The following is a 23,577-nucleotide window of genomic DNA, read 5'->3' on the forward strand; positions in this document are numbered from 1 at the left end:
GATTTCTGTGACTTCCACCTTTAAATCATTCACATCTTGTTGGAGACTGTCAAATTTTTGATTAACATCTTTTTGGAGACTGTCAAATTTTTGATCCATAGCCCTTTGGAGATTGTCGATTTTCTCATCTACATCTCTTTGAAGACTGTCAATTTTCTGATCCATATCTCTTTGGAGACTGTCAAATTTTTGATTAACATCTCTTTGGAGAGAGTCAATTTTCTGATTAACCTCTTTAATGCTATCTTTAATTTCTTTCAGGACAGATTCGAGAGAATAGGTAACGGTTTCGCCAGTTTGTGTCATAATTAACAACCTCTTACAAATAACTACTTTCTTGACATAAAAAATTAAGGTTTATTACCAAGAAAAAAGCCGCGCAATCCTAAAGTTACCACGGCACTTAAAAAAGCTACGACCATGGGGATAATCAGGGATTTAAACCCTTTTAAGTCCGCAATATCTTTAACTAGGATTGCATAACTATCTTCAACTTTTTCCAGTCGTTTATCTATTCTTTCGACTTTCTGGTCAAGAGTTTTAATATCTCCCTTGGTTTCTGTGACTTCCACCTTTAAATCATTAACGTCTTTTTGGAGACTGTCAAATTTTTGATTCATATCTTTTTGAAGACTGTCAAATTTTTGATCCATATCTCTTTGGAGACTGTCAAATTTTTGATCCATATCTCTTTGGAGACTGTCAATTTTCTGATTAACATCTCTTTGGAGATTGTCAATTTTCTGATCCATATCTCTTTGGAGACTGTCAAATTTTTGATTAACATCTCTTTGGAGATTGTCGATTTTACTCTCGATCCTTGTTAGGACAGATTCGAGAGAATAGGTAACGGTTTCGCTAGTTTGTGTCATAATTAACAACCTCTGGTCGATAAGGCCAAATATAATTAGGTTATACTGAAAAAGTTTGGCGTTGGTGTGGGGTTTTACCCATTTTCAGGGAAAAAGTCCCTGAATTTTCCCTCTGATCACTCCAATGGCCGGCACTGTTTGATTTGAAAAAAGCCTAAAGATATTATCCAACAAAGTTTTTAGATTTATTCAGCCAGCCCTAAGTATTCCCCTATTGCCTATTGCTAGGGACTAAGGACGATTACGCTACCGAAAAAATTCCATTGTGGCCAGAGATCGATCATGGTAATTTAAGAAAGCGATCGGGGAACTCTAACAGGGAAGATCCCGACCCTAACCAGGGAGTGACTGTTTAACCGTCTGTCCTATGTACAAGTCTATTACTGTTTTAACGCTGCTGACGGGAATTATCGCCGTTGACGTGGTTTTTGCTCAATCCACTGTTAATCTTCCCATCACAGTTCAACAGGGAGAATCCTACGAAGCATTATTGACTAGAGCATCGCAATTAGCCGAGAAAACTATCATCAGTCGTTTTAATCAACAACAGGGTATTAATAAAATTGATTTATTGATAACGGCCGAAAAATCAGGTGCGATCGCACCTTTGCTCTCGGTGAAGGTGTCCCGTCAAGATTGGTTTGGTCATCCCAATATTCAACGCTGGGCTAATGTTTTTCCCTTTGGCAAAGATCTCCTCGGTTTTAGCTCTCCCGCACCCGTCGTCACTCCGAAAAGTCCCCCCGCTGCCGTTAATCCCAGTCCATCTCCAGCAGCATCTCCCGGCGCTACCACTCCTCCTCCTCCCCCTACTTTACTCTTCGAGGATGAGCCGAATAATGCTCCCCCAATCCCCATTCCTAACCAAAGATTAACCACTCCAGCTAATCGTTAATCGATAGGAAAAGGACGGGCTTTCGGAAGATATATTGACTTTTAAGTAGCAAAACGGGGCTGAAACCAGTCTAGGGGAAAAATATCATCTTCTTGGGCGGTTTCTGTCCAACCAGTGACACTCTCAAAACAAGTCCCCGTCAAGTTAGCACCCCTCAAGTCCGCTCCCTGTAGATTTACCTGTTGTAAACGCGCTCCCGCTAGATTAGCACCCGCTAAATTGGCCCCGCGTAAATCACTACCCGTCAGACGTGCCTCACTAAAATTAGCCCTTTCTAAATTGGCCCCTTGAAAGTCCACCTCTTTCAGAAAAGAGCCCCTAAAATTGGCTTCCCTTGCGGAAATCTGACGACATTTAGCCCCACTTAACCGCGCTTCCTGCAAATTGGCCCAATTGAGATTGACTTTATCTAGGGTTGCCTCCAAGAGATTAACTAAGTATAAATTCGCCCCGCATAAATTCGCCCCGCATAAATTCGCTCCCCGGAGATTAGCATGGGAAAGATCCGCCCCACTTAAGCGCGAGTTACGCAGGTTAGCCTGTACCATAAAGGCCCCGGTGAGATTGGCTTTGGTTAAGTCCGCTTCCACTAATTGCGCTTGACTTAATTTGGCATAGGTTAAATTCGCCCAATTCAAACTCGCTCCCCGCAGATTTGATTTAGTCAGAAAAGAGCGGCTCAAATTAGTTCCGCGCAAATTGGCCGCAGCAAAATTGACAGCGATTAGAGTCACTTGTTGTAGATCTAGACTCATCAAGTCAATGGCTAAAAAATCCCGTTCTCCTTGTTCGTAGAGTCTTAGTAACTGATTAACTTTCATCTCCCTTCTTCTACTTATAAGATGGTGGTTAAGAAGTAATCAACAAAAGCACCTAAAAACTTTGTCCGATAACTAACTCAGCTTTTAGATAAGAAATTTATCAGGCTCTCTTTTGAGTTTATGTAAAGTTTTTTGTCGATTTTTTAAGAGAAGATAACGCGAACAGCAAGTTAATTTTCATCATAGTTAAGTAGCTTGGCTAAAACAGTTGCACTGGTTTTTCCAATTCTACCCCAGTCCATCGGGTAATCAGTATCTGAAACTACTCTTGTTAAAAAACTTATCTATTGTTCAAACTCGATTATATTTAACCCAGCCAATTCTCCGTATTTTATCCGATAAGAGCGGTGGAGCCGAGAGGACTTTCAGGGTATTTTTACCCAAATCAATAGAGACGTTGCTAGGCAACGTCTCTACAAAAGTGGTATTTAATCAAGCTACTCAGAAACAGACAGAGGGGAAACCTTTTGGGCTTGAGCGAGATAGTACCATCCCGACGGGACAAATACCAGTGCGCTTAGGGTGGTTCCCATCACCCCGATGGAAATACAGAGAGCGAGGGGTTCCCAAAAAGCGCCGCCGTAGAGAAATAATGGCACAAATCCCGTCACCGTGGTTAAGGTAGTGGTGAGAATGTGACGGGTGGAAGCAATGACCACTTCCCGGATTGCCTTTCGTTGGCGTTGAAGATGGGGAGGTAAAGCTTGTAAAGCCGCCACCACGACAATAGAATCATTAACGGAAACCCCAACTAAGCCGATAGTGCCTAAAATGGACATGAATCCCAAGGGATATTCAAATAACCAGAGGGAAAATAAGGCTAGTCCAATTGAACTAATACCGACGACAGTAACTAGGGCAGCAAGACGGAAGGAGTTAAAAGAAAGAACAAGGGTTGATAGCATTAGAATCGCCAAGACTCCCACACTAGCAATTAGATTAGCCACAGCCGTATCTCTTTCTTCTTCCTCTCCGCCAAATTCGAGCCGATACCCTGCCGGAAGGGAAAATTTGCCCGATTCTAAGTTTTGGCGAAATTCGTCTAAAACCGTTGCAGCGATCGCATCAGCTTGAACATAGGCCTTCACCGTATTAATTCGCTTGCCATTTCGTCGAGGAATCGTGGCTAATTCGGGGAGAAAATCAAATTCTGCCACGGAGGAAAGGGAAATATTCGCCCGTTCAGCAGTGGCGGAATTACCGAGAATATTTAAAGAGGCAATTTGTGGCAGTTGCTCGCGATCGCGATTAGCGACTCGGACTCGTACGGGTAATTCTTCCGTTGCTTCTAAAATCGAGCCACCCACAGAACCTTCTAAAAGGTTATCCAATTGACTTGCGATCGCCGCATTATCCAAACCAATCAGTCGAGCTTTTTCTTCATTAATTTTTAAGGCTAATTTAGCTTGAATTTCACTTAAATCAGCAACAGAATAGGTTATTTCGGGTATTTTTGCCAGTTCTTCCCGTAAGGACTCGCCAATTTTCCTTAACATCTCCAATTCTGAGCCATAAACCCTAATTTCGATCGGAGCGCCCACCGGTGGACCCTGTTCTAGGGGGCTGACTAATACCCTAGCCATCGGTAGAGCTTGACTTAATTGTTTTTGTAAGGTTTCGATCAATTGGGGATTATCAGAAACTTGCCGAAGTTGAATCAATGCTTGGGCAAAATTAGGAGAGTCTTTGACGCCATCGGAGAGATTATAGTAGAAGGGGGGAGCATTACGCCCTAAAAACCAGTGAACTTCTGCAATTTCTCGATGATCTAGCAGTATTTTTTCAGCTTGAGCCACTTTTACCTGAGTTACTTCTAGGGTTGTGGTGGGGGCCAGTTCGATTTCTAGGGTTAACTGATCTCGTTCTGCCGGCGGAAAGAATTCTTCCGGGAGAGTGCCGGCGACAACAAAGCCAGCAATTGGAATAATCAAGCCAATAACCAGACCTAATACGGGAAAATAGAGAATTAACTTCAAAATTTGGCGATACAACTCCGTTAGGAGCGGTAAATTAATTCCCGTATCCCACCAATGGGTTTTTGTCTGGTGCGATCGATGAGTCAGTTGATATAAACGTAAACTGAGAATAGGAATAATCGTTAGGGACAAAATTAGAGAACTAACCAAGGCTAAGATCACTGTTTGGGCGATAGTACGCACGAATTCGCCGGTGCCTCCTTGCAAAAGAGCGATCGGCATAAAAGACAAAATCGTGGTTAGGGTAGAAGCTAAGAGGGGAATCCCTAACTGTTTAACGGTTTCAGCAACAATATGTTCGTGAGCTATTCCGGTCCGTAGTCCTTTTTGCAGTTCATCGACAATCACAATAGCGTTATCGATCAAAAGTCCCAAAGCAATAACAATTCCTGTCACCGACATTTGATGTAGGGGAATTTGCCAGAGATTCATACCGGCAAAGACCATCAGGATCGATAAGGGCAAGGATAGACTTACTACCAAGGCGGACTGCCATCCCATCATCACAAAAGCTGTCCCCATGACACAGAGTAGCCCTAGGATCATGTTGCTGAATAATCCATCGATTCGGTTAGCCACATAACGATTTTGGGCAAAAATTATCTTGAGGCTAACACCTTGGGGGAGAGAGGGTCGAAACAGGTCTAACTTGGCCTGGGCTGCCGTTGTCCATTCATCTATGCGTTGCCCCGATTCCATCATAGCGGCCACCACAATAGCCGGTTTACCGTTAATAATAGTTAGTTCTGGCGGCGGTTCTTGAATTCCCCTGGTAACTAGGGCGATATCTCCTAAACGGGTAAATTGTCCCTCATTACTGTAACGAATCGGAATTGCTCGAATCCGAGAGAGTGATTCTAAACTGGTATCGACTTCCAATAATAAATTATTGCGATTGCTGCGAAGTTGTCCGGCGGCGACCTTGGCATCACTGGTTTGAATTTGTTGGGCAACTTCGACGGCGGTTAGGCCCAGGGAGGATAATTTCACCGGATCGATTTCGACTAAAATTTCCTCGGCCGGAACCCCGACTAATTCGACCCTTTCGGTTCCCCAAAGGGCTTCTAATTCATCGAACAGTTCTTGGCCAAGTCGGCGTAAAATAGCGTAATTAGGAGCGGTATCTAGCTCCCAAAGGATGGCAGTCAATAAACTAAAGGCTTGACTATATCCTTCTTCGTATAAGGGTCTTTCGGCTTCTGGGGGTAGTTGCGGGATGACATCGGTAATCCGATCGCGAATGCGTGACCAGACGGGATCCACATCAGTCACTTCATCTTTAAGTTCAATATTGACCGTGGAACTCCCTAATTCTGAGGAGGACTCAATCAGGCTAATTTCTTTGATGCTAGAGAGAGATTGTTCAATTTTTTCGGTCACTAGGGATTCGACCCGATAAGGACTGGCACCGGGTAAATTGGTGGTAATGGTGGCACCTCGATTAATTGTTTCGGGATCTTCCATGCGCGGCAAAATTTGAAAGGAAGACAATCCCCAGACAATAATCAGAATTAAGGTCAGAATTAGTAATCTAGGTTTACGTTCAAATAAGTTATTCATTGGAGATTATTAGGGATAATAAAGCTGATTAATGACCGCTGACTACCAAATTTCCACCATTTGCCCTGGTACGATGCGGTGAACCCCTTCGACGATCACCCGATCACCGGAGGTGAGCGTCCCGCGCACCAACAAGCGATCGCCTTGAATCGCTAGAACTTCTAAATCTTGGCGTTTGACGGTAAATTGTCGAGGATTATCGGGATTAGCTGCTCCTAGAACATAGGAAGACCATAATCCTCTCGTGCCTTGTACTAAAGCTTCTGTGGGCAACCAATAGCCCGATTGTGGAACTGATTGAGATAGTTCTAGGCTGACCACTTGCCCCGGAATCAGGCCTTGAGTCTGATTTAAACTTAAAATAACCGTGGCGGTACGGGTAGTCGGATCAATTTGGGGTAGGGTTGAAGTGACTTGTCCTGTTACTATTTTGTCACCAATTTTTAAACGATGTTTACTCCCAATTGGTAATTTTTCGGACTGGTCAACGGGAACCCCTATACGCGCTTCCAGTTGATTACTTTCGACCAAACGAACGATCGGATTACTTGCAGAAACAACAGTGCCAATATTGACGTGAAGGAGGGCAATAGTGCCATCGTAGGGTGCTTTAAGTTGGCTTTTCTCAATCTCTAAGTTAATATTCTTCAGTTGGGCATCAAATTGGTCAATAACGGCTTTTTGCAGAGAAATCAATTCGGGACGAGTACCGGCCTTGAGTTCATCTAATTGACTTTGGGCTTCATCAATTCTCGCTTGTTGTGCATTAACATCTGTTTGCACTTCTTCGAGTTGTTCTCTAGTAATTGCCCCTTCTTGATACAATCCTAGCCGTCTTTGGTATTTAGATTGGGCTAAAGCTAATTGTTCCCTGAGATCTCGGACTTTTGCTTGGGCTGCAGCGATACTTTCTTTCCTGGAACCAGCTTGTAATTCTTGCAGTTTAGCCGTCGCTTGCGATCGCTGGGCGATGAGTTCTTGTTTTTGTGCTTCTAAATTGCGTGTATCTAGAGTAGCAATTAAAGTACCTCGGCGTACCTCTTGACCCTCTTGAACCAATAAACTAATTAATTGTCCCGAACGCTCAAATCCTAGTTCACTTGTCCGTTTAGCCACAATATTACCCGTATAACGGCGCGGTTCTTGGTGATGGGTGACAGGACTTAAAGTTAAGGTTCGCACCGGTAAGGCTGCCGTCTTGCTCTTATCGATTGCTAACGAAGCGGTTTCTTTTGAGGTGGTGGATTCAGAGGTGTCTTCTAAGAGGACATTACGCAGGGTAGGATAGGCAAAAACCGAGGTGGCCGCTAGGATACCAGTAATAATTAATCGCCAAGGCAATCGCAGTTTTTTGATGGCAGTTTCTTGCTGTTTAGTGACAGGATTGGGGGAAGTCATAATCTAGTTCCAAATGAGTAGGGTTTTGTCAAGAGTAATAACAGATTAGCGAGGAAAGAACTATTTTTTGATCGCATAAGGCCGTAGGACAAAAGCCGCTGCTAGGGATAATATACCGGCGCACAAAAAGGCAATTTGTACCCCCCAGGGGTTATCAGGAGTTTTCCCGAAAGAAAGGATTAATCCTGTTAGAAAAGACCCCGCACCTTGGCTAAATTGAATTAGTAGCCCCCTAGTTCCAAAAAATATTGCTTCTCGTCCCATTCCCTGTTGCTCCGCATCTTGATCGATAATGTCCGATAACATGGCATTCGGCAGACTAAAAAAGCTGGCTAGAGCTAAATTAGCGATGATCGAAAGGATTAACCAGGGAATCAAAGAATCTTGCCACCAAAAACGACCACAGGCCATGGCAATCATACCCAGACCAACCCAGATTAAAGAACCTTGAAAAACCAGTTTTTTGCCATATTTTCGCGCTAAGGGTAAAACCAGGGTAAATCCAGCCAAGGCACTACCGACGATAATAGTATTAATCACGGCGGCAAAACTTACCTCTCGTTTGAGGAGAGCAATTACTAAAAAAGTCGGAATCACCGAGATAATACTAATCACCATCCACGCCAAAATCATGGTGATCATATAGATACAAAAAGTCCGATTGGTAAAAGCCGCCGTTAAGGTGGTTTTAAAGTTAGGATATTTCCCCTTAGAAGGACTATATTCTTCTTTTTCTAGCAAGGGCATAGCTAGAGTAATTAGCCCAATAAGACTAATAGCAATACCCATTCCCTGAAAGCCATAGCTATCAGTTAACCAAGGGGCAATAATCCCACCAATGGTGGCACCAACTAAACCAAAAATTCCGATTTGAGTTGATAATTTAACTCTTCCTTCTGGGCTTTTAGCGAGAGTGGGCAACCAGGCTAAATAGGGAACATGATAGGATGCCATACCCACATAAAACACCCAAAGCATGGTGACTAAATAAATGAAGTAAGTGGTTTGATTTAAGTTATTAGGGGGATTAAACAACAGGATAAAACCACCAATTAAAGGGACTAAACTGGCCAGTATAAATGGTCTTCTTTTGCCCCAAGGACTCCAAAAGCGATCGGAAAAATAACCGACTACTGGCTGCACAAAAGCCCCAGCAATACGGCTAATCATTATCGCTATCCCCACTAAAGCAGAGGGCAATAAAATGGATAAGTTATAGTCATTGGGAATGCCCGGGTCGTAGCGATAGATTAGCATGGTTAGAAGGGCATTGTTAACGATAAAGTTACCAAACCAACCAGTGATATAAGGAAGATAATCTATTCGGAGATGTTGCCATTTGCTGGAAGTGCTAGAAGTCATTAGAATTGGGGGAGAGATGGGCAGTTAGCAGTAGATTGTTAGGCTTATTTAAAGAAATTCGTAGCGACCAGGTGAGAGAATGCGATGGGGATCCAAGCTGTCTTTAATTTTCTGGATTAAACAACTATAATCGTCTTGGGCTGCGGGTAAACTATTCATAGAGTGGGTACTAAGACGGTAGGGATAATAACCTTGATTGATCAATTCTGCCAACATTTCATCGTGACAATTTAAGGCTTTTTGGTCTTCGCCTTCTAGCAATCGATCATAAAAAATGGCAGCATTGATGTTAATATTGCGCTCGGTAACACAGTTAATGCCGATATTGGGTTCATAACCATATTTTTGAGCGATGCTGCTGATAATATTGAGAGCATTTCTGAGATGATTTCCCAGAAAAGGAACAGCGGGAACACACCAAATCATGCCACAGGCATCCAGGTCTAAATTCAACCTATCGGTGGGGGGCGTTTTTTTGCGCCAATAGGCCATCTTCAGCACTTTTTCGGTAATCATTCCTCGTTGGGGATTTTTGTGATAAATTAAATCCACCTTGTCCTTAATTTCCACACCAGTAAATACTTTAAAAATGGGACTCATTTTGCTGGCCATTTTGAACTTATTTTCATCAAAAAACATAAGTTTATTGACAATTCCTTTCAAGGCTTTTTCAATTAGGTTTCTTTCGACTTTTCCCTGTTCTGGTGAAGCCGAATATAAAGCACCTTCTCCTATCCAAACACCGCCACCCCATTGATGACTTAATTGTTCTAATAAATCGGGGGGTAAAGGGGTTTTTTCTTGGCATTCCTGCCAGGGATATTGTTGTTGAATAGACAACATTCGGTAGTTATTATTAATGTGGAAGGTGGTTTTAATTACCCCTGCCATTTTCAGTTGACGTAGTTTATCGATCAATAACTCTAATTTATTTTCCTGATCGATGCTATAGAAAAAAGCCTGAAAATATTCAGGATAGGGGGTTAACCAAAAAGTCATTTTGGTGACGATTCCCAGGTTAGATTGGGTAAAAATTCCATCAAAATAAGGACCGACTCCCCAACGATTGACCGCCCCTATTTGGGAATTTTCAAAGCGATTAAATCCCGTATGAACACATTCACCGGTGGGCAAAACTACTTCCATTCCACAGACATGATTAAAGCGATCGCCCAAAGGTCCTTTGGCTTCACCTCGTTCGAGAATATTGCCAATAATACTAGAATCAGGAGTCGAACCGGTGACACTCATTAATAATTTATTGCCATTTTTCTGCAAAAAATCGTAGAGTTGTCGCTGAGTAACACCCGCTTCAATAGTTACATAAGCTAGGGTTTCATTATAATCCAAAATCTGATTTAATCGACTCAAATCCATTAAAACCGAACCGGTGCGGCTAGGAACTCGCGAACCATAACCCCAATTTTTACCCGTACTAATAGGATAGACAGGGGTTTGATAGCGATTAGCAATTTTTAGAGATTCTTGGACTTCTTGACGATTACCTGGGCGAATAATTGCCGGGATTTTAGCATCGGTTTCGTAGGTAGCGGTCTCGGCTTCTAGGCGTTTTTTGTTATCGGTGCTGACATATTCGGAGCCTAATAAATTTTCCCATTCTTGTAGAGCGTTAGTTAAATTGTCGCTAATAATATTTTCGGAAACAATTAGAGAGTCCATAGTATTTTTTTTCTCCTTGAAATTCAGGTATGAAGGGTAATTAAAGGGCCCTAGGGAACCGGCCCTGCTATCCGTGGCAATTAACTTTTAAGCGGTTGCTGTTTGCGAGAGAAAATTGCGCTAAAACTAGGAATAAAACGGGGAGTATTGGCGAAAACTGCTTGATAATTGGTGTCTTGACTCAAAGCTTCTTCTTCAGCCGGAATGCGTTGGATTAATAACCAAGCATTCAGGAGACTAAAGACTATAGATGTCAGATAAGCGGTATGAAACAGGGGAACCACCGCTAATTCCGTGATCATGGCCCACCAGTTAGGATGACGGATATATTGATAAATGCCATTGTCGATCACGGGTGTCTGAGGAACCGTGACCACCTGATGAATCCAGCGATCGCCCAAGGCTTCAATGGAGGCATAGCGGAGCTTTTGAGCTAAAAAAGTAGTAATTAGGGAAAATAAAGCCAATGCTGGAATAAAAGGTCGATCGAGCAGATAAACTTCCCCGATCATGCAAAGCATCCAGCTAGATTGGAAAATCTTGACGAATCCCACATAATTAGAACTATGCAGTTTGCCACCTTCCGCTAAGACTTTGGCCATATTCTGTTTACTCAGACGAGTAACGCGCACTCGTTGGACAATAATGTAACTAATCAGGGCAATGAAAACTATTTGGCTTAACATCCTTAAATATCCTTAGAATTGAACTAAAATGGCTTCTTGAGCAAATCCAGGCCCCATGGAAATTATTAATCCGTAGGAACCCGTGGGAGGATGGGGACGGGAGAGGGTTTCATCGAGAATGCAGAGGATAGTAGCAGAGGCAATATTGCCAATTTCTGCCAAAATATCCCAACTAACCTGTAAAACATCCGGTTCTAACTGAAATTCTTCAACTATTGCATCGAGAATCTTTGGACCCCCCGGATGCACCATCCAACAGACAATTTCCTCGAGGGAAACTCCTGTTTTTTCCAGTAAAGATGTCACCGCTTTTCTCACCCCACCCTTGACGTAATCAGAGACTTCTGGGCGAAGAATTTGGCGAAAACCGTAGTCTGTTAAAGGTAATGCCATTAAATGCTCTGTGTGGGGCATTAACAGCGATTGAGTGCCGATAATCTTCAGTTTTGCTTTACCTTGCTTGACTAAGGGATGTTCATCTCCCGCTAAGAGAACCGTGCCGACTCCATCGCCAAATAAAGCCGCTACCACAAGGGTCATAATGATATTGCTATATTGAGACGGATCTTCGGGTAATTGTCCCAATAATTCCGTTAAATCGCTATGAATTGACCCTTGCCAAAGGCCAGAGGAGGGATCGGTGGTAAACAAAATCGCTGTTTCGGTGGGATGTCCTTGCAGATAATCGTTTACTCTGGCTAATCCTTGGGCGCCTCCCAAACAGCCGACACCCGATAACGCTTGCCGCTTGATATCGAGGGAAAAATCTAGACGATTGAGGAGTAAACTTTCTAGGGAAGGAACGGAAGGAAGAACAGTAACGGAAGTAACTAGGGAGATTTCTTTGGGAGAAAGAGCGGCTTTTTTGAGCAAATTAGTTACTGTCGATGTTACTAAATCCATAGTTAGATCGACCATTTGACGAAAGGGTTGGGCGATTCCGGGAGGATTATCGGCATCGAATTCATCTAGGGGAATAGTGAAGTATCGCCCTTGAATTTTGACATTACTGAAAAAACGATGAATTTGTTCTAAATCAAAAAAGGTTTGTTCCTGGAAGTCGAGTTGATTTTCTCGGCAATAATCTTGAAGAAGATTAGCACAATGATTTCTGATATTGACTTCTAGAACTTCTTGGGGATAGTAATGTTCTGGAAAACCAGTAGCTGTCTCAATAATGTAGGGCATTGGAGTTAAGATAGAGGGATTTCAGGGGGTTAATTATGGTGGGAGATTTAAGCCAGTAATCGGCGAGCTAATCCTTGGGCTTGGCGTATATAACCCAATTTGTCAATCACTAAGGAGTGAGTACCGCTATGGTGTTTATTGTCGGCGCTTAAATTGGCACTAATTTGACGTTTTAGCTTTTCAAATTTATAGACAAACCGGGATTTTTTATCCTGAGCTTGTAGATAAGCGGCCACTAAATTACTTTGTTCTTCAAATACTCGCCAGTGGGTGCCAGTGGGATGAACCATTCCGATGACAAACAGGTTATTTTCCTCTGGGTGAAAAACATTCATATAGAGGTTAGGCTGGGTGGTTCCTTCTTGCCAATTTAAATCAGATTTGTCAATAAAAGAAAATTCAATTTTGTAACCAGTGGCGTAGATAATCAGATCAATTTCTTCTGTACTGCCATCGGCAAAAATAACTTTCTTTCCGTCTAATTGTTGAATATTAGGCTTATGGGTGACATCTCCATGCACATAATAACGATAGATTTGTTGGTCACTATTGGGAATAATTAGACCGTTACTTTTACAGTCTGTAGGAATATTGAGTTTTTTGAGATTAACTCCTTGTAAGAATAGAGCTATTGGTGATAATAAAGCCATCATTTTCATGTGTTCTTGGGCTGGAATTAGATTCATGATTGGCGTGTTAATCATCACCCATTCTGGGGGCAAACCGAACAAAAATTTCGGCATACAGAGAAAGCCACGACGGGTACTATGGAAAGTTTTACTGCCATTAATAGCCGCTTCGACGACTAAATCCATGGCTGATTGTCCCGCTCCAACTACTAGGACTTTTTTAGCATTTAGTTGAGCGGGATTATCATAATCTTTTGAATGGATAATTTCCCCGTCAAAATGCCCAGAAAATTGAGGAATATTCGGTTTACTATGATAACCACTAGCGATTAAAACCCCTCGGTATCGTCTGGTTTCTTGGTTGCTAAGGGTGACATCCCAAAAGTTACCCACCTTTTTTGCTTTCTCCACGCTGAGATTAAATTCCATGAAATCATAGAGATTAAAATGAGCGGCATAATTGCGAAGATATTCATAGACTAACCGATGATTGGGATAATCTGGGTAATCTTTTGGCATGGGAAAATCGGAAAAAGGTTGTGTGGTTTTATGACCAATCAGATGTGTATTTTTATACATTGGACTATCGGGACGATCATAAATCCAAATACCCCCAACATCCTGGGCAGATTCGATAACATTAAAGGGAATTTTGGCTTTGCTTAAGGCTCTAGCCGCCGCTAATCCTGCGGCACCAGCCCCAATAATACAGTATTGCTCTTTGTAATCTAAAGTCATGATTTTTCTCCCTTGAATAGTTGGTTGATTAGGCAGTCATTTGTTCAGGAAACTCTCGTAAACTTTGGCCAATTATTTTCATAATTTTCTCCGTATGTTGATTGATAAAGAAATGTCCTCCCGGTAAGGTATGCAGGACAAAATCTTGATTGGTTTGCAGTTGCCATTGTTGTAATTGATCGGCAGAAACCTTGGCATCGTTGTGGCCTCCAAAAACGGTAATAGGACAATTTAAGGGTTGACCTTGTTGATAAGAATAGGTCTCTAGGAGTTTGAAATCTGCTCGTAAAATTGGCAAAAAAGCCGCCATTAAATCGGGATTTTTGAGGAGAGTTTCTGGGGTTCCTTGAAAATGACCTAAAGCTGTTAAAAATTGCTCATCTCCCAGACGATGAATGGGTAAATCAGGATTGACAATTTGAGGCGCTCGAAATCCAGACATAAATAAATGTTGGGGTAGATTTTGCCGAGTTTTAGCTAATTCTCTGGTTAATTCAAAACTGATTAAAGAACCCATGCTATGACCAAAAAAAGCATAAGGTTGGTCTAAATAGGGAGTCAGAATCGGAATGAGACGATTAATCAGGGATTTTAGCGATGTAATCGCAGTTTCCTGAAGACGCGTTTCGCGTCCGGGTAGTTGAATCGCCCACAATTCCACTTGCTTGGGGCAGTAATTCAGCCAATTTTGGAATAGGGAGGCACCCCCACCGGCGTAGGGAAAACAAAATAGACGAATGCTGGCGTTAGGATTAGCTTGTTTGCGAATTAGCCAAAGTTTCGGATCATTAGAGATATTTTCGGCTTTAGTCGTCTTGATTGGTTTTTTCTGTTTTGAGGGGAGAGGAGTTTTGTGGCTAGTTGCAGGTTGGGAGTTTTGGGTGATTAAGTTGAATATTTGCGGTAAAAACTGCTCAATACTCAATCCCGCTAGGTATTCCACGGGAACAATAATTTTTAAATCCTCCTCTAGTTGACGTCGTAATTGACTGGACATGAGAGAATCTAAGCCTAAACTAGAGAGCGGTTGCTTGGTATGTAGCTTGACCACGGATAAACCAGTAATCTGTTCTAAAACACCGATAATGTAGGTTTCTAGTTGTTTAAGCTGTTTCTCTGCGGGTGTGGCCAAAAGAGAGTCAAGGGTAATTAGATGACCAGAAGATGATGCGGTGGTGGTTTTGACAACTTCTGGCGGTTGCGGCGGTGTTTCTAGGAGATATTTCGACAATTTAGGCAATAATTGCGCTTCTTCTGGGGTCAAGTCGCCTGTTTTTAGCCAATAACTACTTCTTTCAAAGGTGTAGGTCGGTAAGATACAGGGTTTACTGTCTTGATTGGCCGTTATCTCTTGCCAATTCAGGGCGAATCCCCGCAGATAAAGCTGACTGACACTCTCGAGGATTTGTTGTCGGTCAGAGGTTTGACGACGCAAACTGGGCAACCAAAGACAAGGATAATTTTTATCCAGTAGGCTGCCCATGGCCGATAAAACGGGATGAGAGCCGCATTCGACAAATAGCTCATAACCGTTGTCCAGTAAGGTTTTTATCCCATCGGCAAAGCGAACAGAAGACCGGAGATGACGACACCAATAATCGGGAGTAGTGACCTCAAAATTGACTAACTTGCCATTAAGGTTAGAAATTAAGGCTCGTTGCGGGGGATGATAGGTGATAGTTTCAGCAACTTGTCGGAACTCGTCTAAAATCTCCTCCATCAGAGGGGAATGAAAAGCTTGAGAGACATTTAACCGGGTAATTTTCAGATTTTTGACCTGAAGCTGTTTTACCAGGGTTTCTATGGTCTCTGCAGCACCGGACAGGACAATATTATCCTGACCATTAATAGCGGCAATAGCGACCTGAGATTGATAGGGGGCAATTAAGGGACTAATTTCAGCTTCACTAGCCGAGATAACGACCATTGAACCACTTTTTCCCACAGAATCCATCAATTTAGCCCGATAGAAGACTAATTTTAAGGCATCTTCTAAACTAAAGACTCCAGCAACACAGGCGGCCACATATTCCCCTAAACTATGACCCATAACCCCATGGGGGCTAATTCCCCAGGATTCCCAGAGTTTAAAAAGGGCGTATTCGAGAGCAAATAGGGCAGGTTGGCTGTAAAAAGTTTGATTGAGATGATTTTCTTGGTCAATAATCTCCGTTAGGCAATAGTCCCCATATTGACGGAGAATCTCAGCACAGCGATCGAGTGTTTGACGAAATAGAGGATAGGATTGGTATAGTTCCCTTCCCATACCTGGGTATTGAGAACCCTGTCCTGGAAAGAGAAAGGCAATTTTTGCCCGATTTTTGCCATTAAATTCACTTTTTTGGCGAAAAGAACTCGGTTCACCTTGAACGAAAGCGGTTAATTTTTCTTGAAGTTGGCAGTGACTAGAGACAATACAGGTGAAACGATGGGGTAATTGGGAGCGACTGCGATTGCTAGTGGCACAAATGGAGCTTAAAGCCACATTTTTCGCATTTTCTAGGTAATTTGCGTATTTTTGGGCTAGTTTGATTAAAGCCGATTCGCTCTTGGCTGAGAGGGTGAACAGATAGGGCGATGAATCAGGTGCCGCAGTCGTTTGAGGTTCGTAAGGGTATTCTTCGAGAATAATATGGGCATTAGTGCCATTTAAGCCAAAAGAACTAACTCCAGCTAAACGAGCAGAATTTTCACTAACCCATTCACGGTTTTTAGTCGGAACTTTCAGCGGTTGATTTTCCCAGTCTAGATGGGGTGTCGGTTGCTGGAAGTGGAGATGGGGGGCAATTTGTCGATGTTGCAAGCATAAAATCACCTTCATCAGTCCGGCAATACCAGCGGCCGCTTCTAGATGGCCGATATTGGTTTTGACGGAACCAACCCAAACCGGTTGGGGATTTTTAGCAAAAACTGTCGATAATGCACCTAATTCAATGGGATCGCCCAAAGAAGTGCCAGTTCCATGGGCTTCAATATAGCTAATATCCTCTGGCTTGACCTGAGCATTTTTTAAAGCTTGACGAATCAATTGTTCTTGACTAAGTTGATTGGGAACTGTTAAACCGCTACTCGTACCACCATGGTTAACGGCCGAACCTTTAATTAGTCCTAAAATCAAGTTATTATCCCGAATAGCCGCAGATAAAGACTTTAAAACTATAATACCGCCGCCTTCTCCCCGCACATAGCCATTTGCTGTTCTATCAAAGGTTTTACAACGACCGTCAGGAGACAACATCTGGGCGCGGGATTCCATGATAGTAACGAAGGGGGTTAACATTAGGTTGACTCCCCCAGCTAGGGCAACTTCACACTCGTTATTGCGTAAACTTTGGCAAGCTAAATGAACAGCGACTAAAGAGGAGGCACAAGCAGTATCAACCGTTAAAGTTGGGCCATGAAATCCAAAAAGATAGGATAAACGTCCCGAAGCTACACTTTTAGCATTTCCCGTTCCCGTATAGGCATCAATCAGATCGGGATGATGGCTAAAATGGGAGTAATCTTGAGTCATCATGCCGATAAATACCCCCGTTTGACTTCCTCGCCGATTTAAGGGTGATATTCCCGCATTTTCCAGAGCTTCCCAGGCTAGTTCCAGCAGTAATCGCTGTTGCGGATCCATTTGTGCTACCTCCCGGGGAGAAAGACCAAAAAAATCAGCGTCAAATTGATCTATCGGTTGATTTAAGAAGCCACCGTGACGGGTATAGACTTTTCCCCTTGCATCGGGCTTAGGATCGTAATAATTGTCAATATTCCAGCGTTGCGGCGGAATTTCGCTGATGGCATCGGTTCCTGATTGCAATAATTCCCAAAAAGTTTCCGGTGAATTAGCTCCCTGGGGAAAGCGACAGGACATACCAATAATTGCAATTGGTTCATTCTTAGCTTTTTCTAGGGTATGTAGCTTAGTTTTTAAGACCTTAATTTGATTTAAGGCATCTTTTATTAAGCTCATTTGATCAGTTTTGGCAGGTGTTTGTGTCATGGTAAACAGGTTATTTAGATAGGGTTTGAGGTCTACTTTTCTAACTTAAGGAATTTAATTCCTGTAGGAGTAAATCGGACAATTCTTCTAGGGATAAATCTTCTTCGTTTAGGGGATCAAGATTGCTATCTTGATTTGCTCCTATTGCTAAGGGTTTTAAACTAAAGTCAAGGTCAATAACTTCAGCTACCAGATAATCGACCAAACTGGTCACTGTTGGATATTTAAAAGTGATAGTTGCCGCCAGAGATTTACCTAAATCCTTGGCTAAAAGATTGCGTAATTCCACCGTCATTAAAGAATCCATTCCCAACTCAAAAAAACCTTGGTCAACTTGGGTAAATTCTCTAGCCGGAATAGCGAGAATTTCCGCTACAATCCCTTGAACATGAGCAGTCAAAGCCGCAAAACGCTCCTCAATTGGTACTGTCCTTAAGACATCAATAAAATTATTGTCTGGGGTTAATTTTGGGGCTGAAAAACTTTGGAAATCTCGTAATAAAGGCGGAATTTTTTGATTCTCGAAACTGTTTAAAAAGCTATTCCAATTGAGAGAAGCGACAGTTACCTGTGTCCGAGAAGTCGTCAGCAATGTTTCGAGGAGATGCAAACATTTTTGGGGATCAAGAGGGGTAAAACCCTGTTTAATTAGCCTTTTTTTCGCTTTTTCGCCTAAATTTTCGGCCATACCACCCTCTGCCCAGGGACCCCAATTAACGGTCAGGGCCGGCAGTCCTTGCGCTTGACGATAATGGGCTAGACTATCTAAAAAGGCATTAGCACTAGCATAATTACTCTGTCCAGAAGACCCTAACACCGAGGCCATCGAGGAAAAACTAATAAACCAGTCTAAATCAACTTCTTGACTGAGGAGATGCAAATTCCAAGCGCCGAGTATTTTGGGGGAAAAGACGCGCTCAAATTTCTCCCAAGTCTGTTTGGATAAGCTGGCATCCTCTAACACCCCGGCCGTGTGAATAATTCCTTTTAAGGGGGGTAACTGTTGCTCGATTATCTCAAAAGCCCGACGCATTTGGCCAAAGTCGCTAACATCGGCGGCAAAAACTTCTACATTGGTTCCCTCTTGTCGCCATTGGTCTATAATTGGTTGGGTTTCTGGAGTTATTCCCCGGCGACTCAGTAAGACGAGGGATTTTGCTCCTTTTTTCCTTAACCAATTAGCCACTTGCTGCCCTAAGGCCCCTAGACCACCAGTAATAAGATAGGTGGCATTTTCGGCAATTTCTCGGTTTTTTAGCGACGATTTCGGGATAAACCGCCCTAAACGAGCCACATAGCTCTGGCCTTGCCGCCAAACGATTTGATTTTCCTCCTCCGAACTTTGTAAAGATTGGAACACCTCTAGGGCTAAGGTGTGGCTATCCTGAAATTTATCTCCATCTAGACACAGACAGCGCAATTCTGGGTGTTCTAGGGCAATAGTCCGTCCTAATCCCCAGAGGGAACTTTGGGCAAGGGCAATCACTGTGGGTTGAGAAGGAATGTATTGAGCCGATTGGGTGACAATATAGAGGCGAGGAGAGTAATTAACCTCTATTTTGCCTAGTTCTTGCACTATTTCCAGCAAAGTTCCACAAATTCGCTCCTGAGTGACGGCTAGGTTTTGATTATTTTCTAAAGCTTGGTCGTCATCGATTCCCCAGAGATAAATTAGACCTTGATAGGGTTTTTTGAGGAAATATTGCCAAGTCTGGCGATTGTTTTCGGTGATAAGTTGGCATCTATGCCCTTGTTGCACCAATTTTTCGGCTAATTGTTGCCCTACTCCCTTTTTGTCGGCAAAAATTAACCAATCTCCTGTTTCTATCCAATCCATTCCCGTCAAGTCCGTGGCTTGCCAAGTAATTTCGTATAAACTATCCTTGAGGTCGTTGGTCTGGGAAAAGAGGGTTTCTGGCCGGGCCTGTTGAAAGGTTAATCCGTCAATTTGGCTAATTAATTGACCCGATTCGCTGAAAATAGTTAAATCAGCGATTAAGATGCCGTTTTGCAAATTGCTATGGCTGAAGCGACCATGACAGTATATAGAGGTGTCCTTAACTCCCGAAAAGGTCAATCGGTCAATATTAGTGGGAAGATAGGTGCTATTCCCTGCGGGAAATAGTGCCGACATAGCGTGAAAGCAACCATCAAGTAAGACAGGATGTAGCTGGTAATCCACCGCTTGCGAGAGTAGATGGGAAGAAAGTTGAATTTTTGCGACAATTTCGGACTGATTGCGGTAAAGTTCCTGGATAACTCGAAAACTTTCCCCATAGTTCACTCCTTTACTTAAACAGTCCTGATAATGCTGTGCAATTTCGATTTTTTGGTGACAACGGTTCCGGATATCTGTCCAATTGCAGCTGGGTAAGTCCTGGTTTTCATTGGTTAAATTACCGGATAGATGCAGTAGGGAAACTTCCTCTTCCCCAAGACTGAGAATCTGAAATTGTCCCCCCGCTAGTAAGCTTAACTGTACCTTTTTACTCTGGTTGTCTGAGAAAATTAAGGGTCGATTCAGACTCAATTGACCAAGAGTAAACTGCTGATTGGGATATTGTTGACCGGCTGCCACTATAATCATCTCTAGATAGGCCGCGGCCGGGAAAACTACCTGGCCAAAAACTTGATGTTCTTGCAGATAGCTCGGAGAGCAGGGAGAAAGAGAGGATTGATAGTGAACATCCTTTGACCCCAATAGATGCAGCGGTTGCTGTAGGAGAGGGTGGAAAGCTGCCGCTACTGTCGGGGTTTTTAGCTGAGAATCAATGTAATCTAACCAATAGCGTTTTCTTTGGAAGGGATAGGTCGGTAAGGGGATTTTTTCGCGTAAATAATCCAGGTCGAATCCATTCCAGTCAATTTTGACCCCTTTTACATAAAGGGTTGCTAAACTTTGGAGCAGGGTTTCCCAATTCGACTGTTTTGGGGATAAACTAGCTAACCAGAGACCTTGGTCGGGGAGATTTTGCTGACCTAGGCTAATTAAGGTGGTTTTGGCACCAATTTCTAGGAATATTTCCGTATTTAACTCTCCTAATCTTTCTATACCCCGGGCAAACTCTACGGGAGACAGTAGATGATTAACCCAATATTGGGAAGTTGCTATCTCTGCATCGATAACATCCCCAGTCAGGTTAGAAATAAGGGGGAGACGCGGGGAATTATAGGTGATAGTTTCGGCAATCTTGGCAAATTCCCCCACCATACCCGTCATTAAGGGAGAATGGAAAGCATGGGAAACCGCTAAAGTCTGACTTTCAATGCCTCTCTGATTGAAGTTAGCGATTAAATGGTTAATAGCCTCAGTTTCGCCAGAAATGACCGTATTTTCTCGACTATTGACCGCAGCAATGGTACAGATGCCCCTAATCTTCCTCAGATGATTGGTCACGGTGTCGGAATCGGTAAAAATTGCCGCCATTATGCCGTTTTTCGGTAATGTCTGCATTAAGCGTCCCCGATGGGCAATTAACTTCAAACCGTCTTCTAAGCTAAAGACTCCCGCTAAACAAGCGGCCACATATTCCCCTAAACTATGACCGATGAGAGCATCGGGTTTCACTCCCCAAGATAACCAGAGTTGAGCGAGGGCATATTCCAGAGAAAATAGGGTAATTTGACTGTAAAAAGTCTGATTAATCAACTGACTGGTTTTTTCGTCCCCATATAACACTTGCAGTAAGGATTTCACCCCATAGCTCCGTAAAATTTCGTCACATTTCTCTAAAGTTTGGCGAAAAGTCGGTTGCGTTTCGTAGAGTTCCCTAGCCATTCCGGGATACTGTGAACCCTGTCCCGTACACATAAAAGCCAGTTTAGGGGCTTTTTTCGAGGTTAAAAGACTTTTTTGACCTGAAAAGCGATTTTCATCCCTAATAAAGTCTTTTAAAGCTTGCTCAAGCTGTTTTTGAGCCAGAAAGGGAATAGCTAAACGATGCTCAAAATGCGATCGCCCAGTATTAGCGGTATAGGCCAGATTTGCCATGACCGTCTGGGAATTTTGACTTAAAAAATCGTAGTAGCGTTGAGCTAATTCCCGTAAGGCTGGCTCACTTTTCGCCGAAAGGGTAATTAAATGACAAGGACGTTCTAAATGAGGTTTTTCGTCACCAAGCCGCTCAAAATTGCTTTCCTCAACGATTAAATGGACGTTAGTGCCACTCATCCCGAAAGCGCTCACTCCAGCCCGTCGGACTCCTTCTCTGACCAACCAAGGGGTAAGAGTGGTGGGGATTTTGACCGGCAGTTTTTCCCAGGGAATATAGGGATTAGGGTTCTTAAAATGAAGATTAGGGGCGATTTGCTGATTTTGTAGCTGTAAAACTGTCTTAATTAACGCCGCAATCCCCGCAGCTCCTTCCAGATGCCCCATATTAGTTTTCACGGTTCCCAAAATCAGGGGATTATCTTGGCTATGACCCCGGCCATAAATTTTCCCTAAGGATAAAACCTCGATGGGATCTCCTAAAGATGTACCTGTACCGTGAACTTCGACGTATTGCAGATCTTTAGGTTGAATTTTCGCTCTTTCGAGGGCTTGTCTGAGTAAAGCTTCCTGTGCCTGACCATTGGGGGCGGTTAAGCCATTACTTTTTCCATCGTGATTGACAGCCGAACCGCGAATTTGGGCGAAAATAAGATTGCCATCTCGGAGAGCATCACTGAGACGTTTTAAGACCACGACACCGCAACCTTCGCCCCGACCATAACCATCGGCCGAAGCATCAAAGGTTTTACTGCGACCCTGGGGAGAAACGGCTTTTAATTTACAATTACTAATCGCAGTGGCCGGGGTTAACATCAGATTCACCCCCCCCGCTAAAGCGAGATTACATTCTTGGCCGCGCAGACTTTGACAGGCCAAATGTACTGCCAAGAGGGAGGAGGAACAGGCCGTATCAATTTGCAGAGTCGGACCGTGAAACCCAAATAGATAAGAGATTCTGCCGACGGCAATAGCGCGACTGGTTCCTAAACTGTTGTAAGCATCAATGTGATTGACTACGCCTTGATGAAAACACAATTGGGCATAATCATCGCGAAAAATGCCCATAAATACGCCAGTTTGACTATTAATCAAACTTTCGGGCGCAATAGCCGCATTTTCTAGGGATTCCCAACAGACTTCTAACAGTAACCGTTGTTGCGGATCCATGGCGGCGGCTTCCCGGGGTGAGATGCCGAAGAAAGCTGGGTCAAATTCGTCAACTTTGTCTAAAAATGCCCCTTCCCGACTATACATTTTCCCCGGAACATCGGCATCGTGGTGATAATAGTCGGCAATATTCCAACGTTCTAGGGGAATTTCTGTTACTGCATCGATGCCATTAACCAATAACTGCCAATAACTTGCGGAATCATTGACTCCTGCGGGAAAACGACAGCCCATACCCACAATAGCGATGGGTTCGGTTTGCGCTTTGACCATTGCATCGAGGTGTTTGTATTGTTCTAAAAAAGCTTGTTTTTGTTGATTCATCTTCCTAACAACTCTTGTCTTGTTAAGTACCTAAGCAAAATTAATTACACATTTCGATCAAGCTTTTGCCTCTTGCCTATTGCCTCTTGCCTGTCTTCACTAGGAAATTTATTTTGCATGACTACTTATGTCACGTCACTTTCATCTCAGGTTATGCTTGGGAAAAAGTCACGGATAAGCGGGAAAAACCTTGATACTGTCGGGATGGGAAAATTTAGTGGCATAGTCACAATTGTCCCCGTGACTCCGAGGTGGGGGATAGGACAAGGGCAATTAGCTATCCTATCCCCACCAGC

The 23,577-nt window shown here is 43.1% G+C and carries 12 protein-coding genes and 1 pseudogene; 1 reads left to right on the forward strand and 12 read right to left on the reverse strand.

All coding sequences use genetic code 11. The annotated features are described in order from the left end of the window. Both O9323_RS11170 and O9323_RS11175 read right to left on the reverse strand, forming a co-directional pair. A pseudogene (locus tag O9323_RS11170) lies at window positions 1-306 on the reverse strand (DUF948 domain-containing protein); the annotation flags it as partial. A gap of 44 nt (window positions 307-350) precedes the next feature. Continuing rightward, window positions 351-872: a hypothetical protein gene (locus O9323_RS11175; RefSeq protein ID WP_002733032.1), complete on the reverse strand. Its 522-nt coding sequence runs from the start codon at window positions 870-872 to the stop codon at window positions 351-353. 367 nt (window positions 873-1,239) lie between these two features. On the opposite strand from O9323_RS11175, the gene O9323_RS11180 reads away from it, so the two are divergent. Next, window positions 1,240-1,767, forward strand: coding sequence for a hypothetical protein (locus O9323_RS11180; RefSeq protein ID WP_004158578.1), 528 nt, complete (start codon window positions 1,240-1,242; stop codon window positions 1,765-1,767). Window positions 1,768-1,808: 41 nt separating this feature from the next. Here the strand turns inward: O9323_RS11180 and O9323_RS11185 are convergent, their stop codons facing one another. The 10 genes from O9323_RS11185 to O9323_RS11230 all read right to left on the reverse strand — a co-directional run bounded on the left by O9323_RS11185 (window position 1,809) and on the right by O9323_RS11230 (window position 23,281). Then, window positions 1,809-2,588, reverse strand: a complete 780-nt coding sequence (locus O9323_RS11185; RefSeq protein ID WP_002776869.1) for a pentapeptide repeat-containing protein — start codon at window positions 2,586-2,588, stop codon at window positions 1,809-1,811. A 437-nt stretch (window positions 2,589-3,025) separates the two neighbouring features. Further along, on the reverse strand, window positions 3,026-6,124 hold the full coding sequence (locus O9323_RS11190; protein WP_288125122.1) for an efflux RND transporter permease subunit: 3,099 nt from the start codon (window positions 6,122-6,124) through the stop codon (window positions 3,026-3,028). A gap of 42 nt (window positions 6,125-6,166) precedes the next feature. Continuing rightward, window positions 6,167-7,522, reverse strand: a complete 1,356-nt coding sequence (locus tag O9323_RS11195; protein WP_288125123.1) for an efflux RND transporter periplasmic adaptor subunit — start codon at window positions 7,520-7,522, stop codon at window positions 6,167-6,169. A gap of 60 nt (window positions 7,523-7,582) precedes the next feature. Further along, window positions 7,583-8,884, reverse strand: coding sequence for an MFS transporter (locus O9323_RS11200; protein WP_004158569.1), 1,302 nt, complete (start codon window positions 8,882-8,884; stop codon window positions 7,583-7,585). Between the two features lie 48 nt (window positions 8,885-8,932). Further along, window positions 8,933-10,564: an FAD-binding oxidoreductase gene (locus O9323_RS11205; RefSeq protein WP_004158566.1), complete on the reverse strand. Its 1,632-nt coding sequence runs from the start codon at window positions 10,562-10,564 to the stop codon at window positions 8,933-8,935. A gap of 80 nt (window positions 10,565-10,644) precedes the next feature. Continuing rightward, complete coding sequence (locus tag O9323_RS11210) at window positions 10,645-11,250, reverse strand: isoprenylcysteine carboxyl methyltransferase family protein (protein ID WP_002731647.1); 606 nt, start codon at window positions 11,248-11,250, stop codon at window positions 10,645-10,647. Window positions 11,251-11,262: 12 nt separating this feature from the next. Beyond that, on the reverse strand, window positions 11,263-12,438 hold the full coding sequence (locus O9323_RS11215; protein WP_193976950.1) for a type III polyketide synthase: 1,176 nt from the start codon (window positions 12,436-12,438) through the stop codon (window positions 11,263-11,265). Between the two features lie 47 nt (window positions 12,439-12,485). Next, window positions 12,486-13,805: a flavin-containing monooxygenase gene (locus tag O9323_RS11220; protein ID WP_288125124.1), complete on the reverse strand. Its 1,320-nt coding sequence runs from the start codon at window positions 13,803-13,805 to the stop codon at window positions 12,486-12,488. A gap of 28 nt (window positions 13,806-13,833) precedes the next feature. Continuing rightward, window positions 13,834-17,766: a beta-ketoacyl synthase N-terminal-like domain-containing protein gene (locus O9323_RS11225; RefSeq protein WP_288125125.1), complete on the reverse strand. Its 3,933-nt coding sequence runs from the start codon at window positions 17,764-17,766 to the stop codon at window positions 13,834-13,836. Window positions 17,767-17,836: 70 nt separating this feature from the next. Further along, complete coding sequence (locus O9323_RS11230) at window positions 17,837-23,281, reverse strand: type I polyketide synthase (protein ID WP_288125126.1); 5,445 nt, start codon at window positions 23,279-23,281, stop codon at window positions 17,837-17,839. Window positions 23,282-23,577: the final 296 nt, after the last annotated feature.

The sequence above is a fragment of the Microcystis sp. LE19-131.1A genome (genome assembly GCF_027532015.1).
In the GTDB taxonomy this organism is placed as follows: domain Bacteria; phylum Cyanobacteriota; class Cyanobacteriia; order Cyanobacteriales; family Microcystaceae; genus Microcystis; species Microcystis ichthyoblabe_A.